The 7,245-nt window shown below is 56.0% G+C and carries 9 protein-coding genes; 3 read left to right on the forward strand and 6 right to left on the reverse strand.

Features of this window, described 5'->3' with window-relative positions:
* Positions 1-11 precede the first annotated feature (11 nt).
* Positions 12-359 (reverse strand): coiled coil domain-containing protein, encoded by a 348-nt coding sequence (locus ABYT07_RS06230; RefSeq protein ID WP_372990175.1) that lies wholly within the window; start codon positions 357-359, stop codon positions 12-14.
* Positions 356-787, reverse strand: a complete 432-nt coding sequence (locus ABYT07_RS06235) for a phasin family protein (protein WP_372990176.1) — start codon at positions 785-787, stop codon at positions 356-358. Before ABYT07_RS06235 ends, ABYT07_RS06230 begins: the two co-directional genes overlap by 4 nt.
* Before the next feature lie 355 nt (positions 788-1,142).
* On the opposite strand from ABYT07_RS06235, the gene ABYT07_RS06240 reads away from it, so the two are divergent.
* Entirely contained in the window at positions 1,143-1,892 is a 750-nt protein-coding gene (locus ABYT07_RS06240) for a Crp/Fnr family transcriptional regulator (protein WP_372990177.1), read from the forward strand.
* A 36-nt stretch (positions 1,893-1,928) separates the two neighbouring features.
* Here ABYT07_RS06240 and ABYT07_RS06245 read toward each other — a convergent pair whose 3' ends face one another.
* A complete protein-coding gene (locus ABYT07_RS06245; protein WP_372990178.1) occupies positions 1,929-2,345 on the reverse strand; it encodes a CBS domain-containing protein in 417 nt (138 codons plus the stop codon).
* 569 nt (positions 2,346-2,914) lie between these two features.
* Entirely contained in the window at positions 2,915-3,358 is a 444-nt protein-coding gene (locus ABYT07_RS06250) for a winged helix-turn-helix transcriptional regulator (protein WP_372990179.1), read from the reverse strand.
* Between the two features lie 192 nt (positions 3,359-3,550).
* Here ABYT07_RS06250 and ABYT07_RS06255 point away from each other — a divergent pair, with 192 nt between their 5' ends.
* Entirely contained in the window at positions 3,551-4,969 is a 1,419-nt protein-coding gene (locus ABYT07_RS06255) for an MATE family efflux transporter (RefSeq protein WP_372990180.1), read from the forward strand.
* A complete protein-coding gene (locus ABYT07_RS06260; RefSeq protein WP_372990181.1) occupies positions 4,966-5,427 on the forward strand; it encodes a MaoC family dehydratase in 462 nt (153 codons plus the stop codon). Before ABYT07_RS06255 ends, ABYT07_RS06260 begins: the two co-directional genes overlap by 4 nt.
* 436 nt (positions 5,428-5,863) lie before the next feature.
* Here the strand turns inward: ABYT07_RS06260 and ABYT07_RS06265 are convergent, their stop codons facing one another.
* Both ABYT07_RS06265 and ABYT07_RS06270 read right to left on the reverse strand, forming a co-directional pair.
* Positions 5,864-6,073 (reverse strand): hypothetical protein, encoded by a 210-nt coding sequence (locus ABYT07_RS06265; protein ID WP_372990183.1) that lies wholly within the window; start codon positions 6,071-6,073, stop codon positions 5,864-5,866.
* A gap of 40 nt (positions 6,074-6,113) precedes the next feature.
* Positions 6,114-7,106 (reverse strand): TRAP transporter large permease, encoded by a 993-nt coding sequence (locus ABYT07_RS06270; protein ID WP_372990185.1) that lies wholly within the window; start codon positions 7,104-7,106, stop codon positions 6,114-6,116.
* Positions 7,107-7,245: the final 139 nt, after the last annotated feature.

The raw sequence follows: 7,245 nt of genomic DNA on the forward strand, positions 1-7,245 counted from the left end.
TTGCTCCCCGATCAGCCGAAGCGATCCGCAGCTTTTCGGACAGCCTTGCCAAGGTCATCCCAGGCCGATTCAACGCCGGATTTGACGTCTTCCCAAGCCTTTCCCTGAGCCTCACCAAGTTCATCAAGCTTCATCTCAGCGTCTTTTTGCTTTGCGCGGAGTTCGTCGACTTCTTTCTGATACTTGAGCTTGGTGTCGGCGCTGGCCTCTTTCGCCTTGGCCTGGAACTTGTCGATTTCGGCCCGCCATTGATCAAGCCGCGCCTGAAATTTTTCAGCATATGCACTTTTGTCGTCCATCTGTCCGTCTCCTGTGTTGTCGTCTGTAATGACTTTGCTTCTGGGAGTTGCCATCATCACACCGGGGTTGCGTGTTTGGTTGTTGAGGCTGATTTCACCTGCTTGGCGGCTTTCTCAAGCCCTTCCTTTTCGGCTTCGACCTCCGCAGTCGTTACGTGGCCTGCACAGCGGGTGCAAAGGTGTGCCCATTCGCGAAAATCTTCCATGACACGTTCCACCGAATGCCGTTGCCAATCGGACATGCTCTTCAGTGCCTCCGATGGGTCAGACCCACCGTTCGTGACGTTTTCGACGGCTTTAATCGCAGTTTTCGTTGCATCATGGCGCCGTTCAAACCAGTGTTCAGTGAACGCCTGAGCCTCCCGAAGCATCTTTTCCTGCGCCTGCCAGAACTGTTCGATCTGAGGTCGCAGCATAGGACTGAGCGTGACCGCCGCCTGCGTCTGTTTCATCAGGTCAACAAGCGATGTATCGTCTGACTTGGCCATGTCGGGCCTCCTTCATGGGTGAATATCGATCCACACAAGATGGAAGACTGTTCGGATCGTCGCATTAACATCGATCAATCATCCGGTATTCAACGGTCTTCGATTTCCTGCCTCTGAAGGCTTGTGGTGCCCGTCATACTGGACCGGTAATACTGGGCCTTGATGATCAGCGTTTGAACATCTGGCTTGAGGGCGCTGCGATCAGGAGCTGCATGCATGGCCCATAGTTATTGAGACATGTCAGATTGTCGTCGCAAGGGTGCGACATTGACATATCTCAGTCGCAAACAGCTATGTCATCGTACTGAAGGATCAACCTCTGGTCGAAGAGGATTCTTTTGAACTGGGGTACTTGATGGCGACTAGCAATTATTCGCATGCGAGCATCGGCGGTTTGGTTCAGCCAGCTTGGCAACTGGCGGAAGCAAGCGGCGCAAAAAAGCTTGAGAATGCCTTAAAAAAGTACATGCGCGGGCATCGTGCTGGTACGATGATCGGGCTCGAAGGCGAGCAGTCCAACGTGATCTACTGCGTTTGGTCAGGATGGATATCAATGTCCAAATCGATGCCTGATGGTCAACGGCAGATTATCGATTTCGCCCTTCCAGGAGAGTTCCTGAACCCAAGTTCGGGACATACTGCAGGAAGCGGATTGCACATCGAAGCAGTGACCAATGCGTCCATTGCGACGATCCCCGAGACCCGGTGGCATGAACTTAAGGAAGCCATTCCACAACTCGCACGACTGGAGAGCAGGGTTGTGGCCGGAGCATTCTCGCGGTTGTCGGAGAGGATGCTAAGACTCGGCAAAGGCAGCGCGGAAGCTCGGATTGCTCACGCCCTCATCGAACTCTGTATTCGGCTGCGTGCAATTGGGCAGGTAGAAGACGACAGCTTTCACATTCCCTTGACCCAGCAACAACTGGGTGAATTCGTTGGATTGTCGTCTGTACACGTCTGCCGGACGATACGCCGCTTGTCGCGCAGTGGTGTGATCTCGATGGCGGACCACATGGATATAGATATCCACGAAATGGATCACTTGGCCGAAATAGCAGGCTTAGACATGGACGTACTGGAAGAAGATATCATTCCGCAACTCTGAAGCTGTCACAAGCCGCTTGCCCGGCAAATCAAACCGTTAGCGATCTTCAATGATCTCTCCCAGAGCCTGGCCAGCCAGTTCTTCTGACGCATTCTCGGCGATATCACCCACGGATAGCACGCCAAGCAACTCTCCGGATCGATCCAGCACCGGAAGCCGCCGCACCTGATTGTCGCCCATAATAGCCGCAGCTTCTGCTACATCTTGATCGGCGAAACAGGTGACCAAGCGGGTCGACATTGCCTGAGATACTGGCACCTCACTCAAGGCCGTTGTTTGCGGCAGCAGCCGAAGCACCAGATCTCGATCTGTCAGTAAGCCAACCAAACCGCTTTCGGAGACAATCGGAACCACGCCGATATCATGTATTTTCATCAATACAGCTACGTCTCGGACAGAAGCATCAGGGCCGACGCATACGGGTGGTGTGGTCATCAATTGGCGGATTTGCATCGTGACTCCTCAGTCATTTATCAGCTGGTTTGGCATTCCTTTTCGAGCCGCCGCGAAAGTGAATTCCGCTTCCAAAAGTCCAGTATCTTGGGCAACTTCCTGCCCAAGATCGGAGTATTCGCATCGAACCCCATCCACTTCTACGCCGCATTAACATCCGTCAATGTTTCCCACACGGCTTGTCGAACATACTGTTTCCAAATCTGGGAGGATGGTATGATGAGCGACCATCATGCGCGCGCGAAGGGGTGTCGTTGGTGTGGAGTGCTGAATGTTCATCGGGGCGTCCTGTGTCAATCGAGGCAAAATCACCTCGACCAACAGCACACACGACACCTGAAACCGCGCAACAAATCCTTAGTCGCCGCAACGCCCAACACAAGCGCCCCTATCGCGAAGCGATTTAGTGCATGAGCCCTCAGTGTTGGATGCTGCGCGATGCGCGAAAGACGGCTTTCTCCTGGCCAAAGCAGACTTTTCTTAATTGGATTGATACCGGCCTGCCGGCAAGACACGCTATACAGGTTACCCAGATAGAATGCACATTGTGCGCATGCCGGGTAAAATGCTTAATCGGCCACCACGGCTTTTACGTTCCGGTGACTGACATTCTTACCGGTGTTCGCGTCTACCAGTATGGGCGCGATGGGTTCGCCTGTCTCGCGTGAAAGTAGCTTGACCGAGGGCTCGCCCTCGGGCGGGACATGCACGTTTGCCCATTCGATCAAAGTCACAAGCACCGGATAGAGCGCTTTGCCCCGCTCGGTCAGTCGATATTCATGGCGCAGGGGGCGTTGTTGATAGACCTCGCGGCGCAACACGCCTGCCGCCTCGAGTTTGCGCAACCGGTCGGCAAGAATATGGCGCGTTATGCCAAGGCGCTCTTGCATCTGCTCGAACCTGCGGATCCCCAGGAAGCAGTCTCGCAGCACCAGCATGGTCCAGCGGTCGCCGACGACGGACAGACCGCGGGCGACGGGGCAGGCTTCTTTATGAAGGTCGTTCCATTTCATCTGTATCGCATAGCAGGGATTGACAGGTTCCGAAAGAGAACTTACCGATAGTTAGTTCTAAAAAAGAACGCACTTCTTGACCATGTGTTAAGTTGCAAGATTAGGTCAACAAGGGTGGGTCAAGACCATGAAGAACGTGAGAGCTTTTCTAACTTCAACGGTGCTCCACAAGTACCAGAAGGACACAGGCCGATGATCTCTCGCGGTCGTTTTTCGACGGCCTCAACTCTCGCTGATGCAGGTGCCGCTGCGCGCGCGTCCCGCACGCGCCTCATGCTCGAAGCACCCATAGCGCCCACTCTTGCAAAGCTGGCGGCACCCAACGTGCTCGCAATGTTCGTGCAGGCCGCGCAAAGCATTGCAGAGGCCTATTTCGCCAGCCTTCTTGGCGTCACTGCGCTGGCAGGGCTGGCGTTGGTGTTCCCTCTGGTGATGCTGACCCAGATGCTTTCGGCCGGGGCGATCGGCGGGGCGATATCTGCTTCGGTCGCGCGTGCCCTCGGGGCGTCGGATGTAGATCGCGCCGCGACGCTTACACTGGCCGCCTGGATCATCGCCATCAGTTTCGCCTTACTCATGGCGGTGCTGGTCGCACTGTTTGGCACGCAGTTTTTCATGATGCTGGGCGGTGGTGACGAAACGGTAGCCGCCGCGACGACCTATGCGCTGGTCTTTTTCCCCGGCTGTGCTGCAATTTGGCTCTGCAATGCGTCGCTCAGCGTAATCCGTGGCACCGGCAACATGCAAATGCCCGCAATGCTCTTGCTGATGGTATCTGTCATCTCCATCCCCCTTTCAGGCGGCTTTGCGCTTGGGTGGGGGCCGTTGCCTGCGCTTGGTATGGCGGGACTGCCGCTTGGCGTGATCTTGGCGTTCTCGGCAGGTGCGTTTGTTTCCATCGGCTATATCGCCTTGGGTCGGACGGGTCTGTCCTTTCGTGGCACAGTTCGGCGTCTCAACCCGGGTGTGTTCAGCGACATATTGAACGTAGGCGCGCTGGCCGCGATCAACACGGTGCTGACGACCGTCACCATCATCATGATGACGGGACTGGTCGGGCGCTACGGCGAGGGGGCGCTGGCGGGCTACGGCCTTGGCGCGCGGCTGGAGTTCCTGATGATCCCGGTGATCTTCGGCATCGGTGCCGCGATGACCGCCATGGTTGGGGCCAACATCGGTGCGGGCCGCACCGACCGCGCGCTGCGCGTGGCTTGGACCGGTTCCCTGGCTGCGGCAGGTATCGTGGGCAGCATTGGCCTGCTACTGGCGATCTTTCCGGATCTGTGGCTGGGGATGTTCCTTGATCCATCCAATACCGCAGCACTTAATGCCGGGCGCAGTTACTTCCGCCTCGTCGCACCGTTCTATGCCTTCTTCGGGTTGGGGCTGGCGCTGTATTTCGCGTCGCAGGGGGCGGGCCGCATGATGTGGCCGGTGATCAGCAGCCTAAGCCGCATGGCCGTTGCGCTGGTCGGAGCCCTGCTGCTTACGACATATGCAGGCATGGGAGTTGAAGGCATATTCGTTGCCATAGGCTGCGCCATGCTGGCCTACGGGCTGATCATCGCACTCGCCATTCGGCGCAGTGGTTGGAGAAAGGGAAAGCCATGACAGCAATGTATCTCGAGGAATTTGAGGTGGGACAGGTTTTCGGTTCTGGGCGCGTAAACGTGCCAAAAGAGGATATCATCCGTTTCGCAACCCAGTTCGATCCGCAGTCCTTCCACCTTGATCCGGAGGCAGCCAAGAGCACCTTTTTTCGCGGGTTGGCTGCAAGCGGTTGGCACACAGCGGCGCTCACCATGCAGCTTCTTGTCAGCGGAGAGATGACGCCAGTAAATGGAATAGTCGGCGCAGGGTTTGAAGCACTGAACTGGCCCAGACCCGTCCGGCCTGGCGACACGCTGCACGTTATTTCAGAGGTATTGGAGGTGCGGCCTTCAAAATCCCGTCCAACGCAGGGCATGATCAAGGTCCGTAGCAGAACGTTGAACCAAAACGATGAGGTTGTTCAGGAATCCGTTGGTAATCTGGTCGTCATGGCGCGGCCCACGCGCGCCACCTCATGATAGCCGTCTTTTTGCCATTACAACTATGTGTGAGACCTAGAGAGCAGTAGTGGTGGTTTGTCTGCTTAAAACATTATGCCTCTCGTACTGATCGCGAAAGCGGAGCTTGGCGCAATCGCAGTGAAATGAGGCTTTGTCCGCTTTGGGGACCTCGGCTCGCGGGATTATGCTGCACTGTGCCAAGAAAGACCTGTGTGGATAGCTGCTGCACAGCAAGACATATTTGAAGCTGATTTGCACTGGTCAGAAGCAGACGTGTGTCCGGCCTGTTTGCACGGCACACGCGGCCGCTGGCCCTGATGGTTTCCGCAAACCAAGTCCCAAACCGCTTCTCGGGCAATAAGATGTCCCGGACATTCGACGGGGTGTCTTGGCTGACGGGCTGACTGTGCGCCATCATTTCAATGGTCTTGCTGTCTCGTGTGTACTGTTCTCCTCAGTTTCGGCCGCATAGCAGCGGCGGGAGCGCGTCGAGCTTCATGTCGCGGTGGCCAGTTTGGAACACAGCGCGCAGGTCATACACGCTGTCGATCTCTGTTCTTTCGGGCGTAAAGCGGGAGATCAGCGTATTTGATGCGTAGTCGCAAAGTTTCGCGATGGCTGCCACTTCTTGCCCATCGTCGTCTTTGGCTGCAAAGGCGATCACCCACCCTTCGTTTTGATCCTGTGTTCTTAATTACTCTCCGCTACCCGAACGTGCTGCCAAGCCAAAGTGTAATTGCTGGGAAAGCAACCAACAGGCCAAGCCGCACGACGTCGACCGCAATGAATGGAATAAGGCCTTTGAAAATCCGTACAACCGGAACATCTGGGAGCACTGCTTTCAAAACAAACACGTTCATCCCGACAGGCGGCGTAATCAGGGCAATTTCGGTGACCACGATGACGATGATGCCGAACCAGACCAGATCGAACCCCTGCGCAACCACGATCGGTGCAAAGAGCGGTACGAATATCAGGATGATTGCCATCGAATCCATCACGCATCCCAACAGGAGGAACACGAGCATGATCACGAAGATCAGGGCATAGCCTTCCAGTCCGGTGGACTGCACCAAAGCGAGGACCCCCGCCGCCAGCCCCGACAGGGTCAGTAGCTTGGACAGCATCAGCGCGCCGAACAGAACCGTATAGAGCGAGATGGACGTATAGGCCGTGTCGATAATGACTCTTCGTAGCACTTTCCACGTCAGGCGTCCGTGGAACGTCGCAATCAGGATCGCAAGACCTGCGCCCATGCCGGCAGCCTCTGTCGGCGTGAACAGCTTTGCGTAAAGACCGCCGATGATAAGGCCGAAAAGCAGAAGGAAAGGCCAAATGCCCGAGAGCGCTTTCAGTTTTTCAGGCCAGAGTGTTCTTTCGCCCTGCGGCGCATGGCTGGGGTTTCGTGCAGCGACGAAGCGGATGGCCAGCATGTAGAACGCCAGCCCGAGCAAACCGGGGATCACCCCAGCGATGAACAGATCCCCGATATTCGTTTGGGTCAGAATTCCGTAGACTACCATGATAATCGAGGGTGGGATCAGGATGCCCAAAGTGCCACCGGCTGCGATGGTTCCTGCGGCCAGTTCGTCGGAATACTTGTATTTTTTCATGCTCGGATAGGCGACCTTTGCCATGGTTGCAGCAGTCGCATAGCTGGAGCCGCAGACGGCGGAAAAACCCGAGCACGCCACCATTGACCTGCCCCCCGAAGTTTCCCGTCACTTTGATGTAGAGTTTGCTCAACCTTTCGAAGGAGCAAACAGATGCGAAAGAGCCGATTTAGCGAAGCCCAGATTATTGGGATGATCAAAGAGCAAGAAGCTGGGATGCCGA

It is taken from the genome of Sulfitobacter sp. (genome assembly GCF_041552635.1).
Lineage (GTDB): Bacteria > Pseudomonadota > Alphaproteobacteria > Rhodobacterales > Rhodobacteraceae > Sulfitobacter.

Excerpts from the sequence above, each read along its gene's own strand:
- ABYT07_RS06260 (WP_372990181.1), top strand. The coding sequence starts at position 4,966 with ATGACAGCAATGTATCTCGAGGAATTTGAGGTGGGACAGGTTTTCGGT.
- ABYT07_RS06255 (WP_372990180.1), top strand. The coding sequence starts at position 3,551 with ATGATCTCTCGCGGTCGTTTTTCGACGGCCTCAACTCTCGCTGATGCA.
- ABYT07_RS06270 (WP_372990185.1), bottom strand. The coding sequence starts at position 7,106 with ATGGTGGCGTGCTCGGGTTTTTCCGCCGTCTGCGGCTCCAGCTATGCG.
- ABYT07_RS06250 (WP_372990179.1), bottom strand. The coding sequence starts at position 3,358 with ATGAAATGGAACGACCTTCATAAAGAAGCCTGCCCCGTCGCCCGCGGT.
- ABYT07_RS06245 (WP_372990178.1), bottom strand. The coding sequence starts at position 2,345 with ATGCAAATCCGCCAATTGATGACCACACCACCCGTATGCGTCGGCCCT.
- ABYT07_RS06240 (WP_372990177.1), top strand. The coding sequence starts at position 1,143 with ATGGCGACTAGCAATTATTCGCATGCGAGCATCGGCGGTTTGGTTCAG.
- ABYT07_RS06235 (WP_372990176.1), bottom strand. The coding sequence starts at position 787 with ATGGCCAAGTCAGACGATACATCGCTTGTTGACCTGATGAAACAGACG.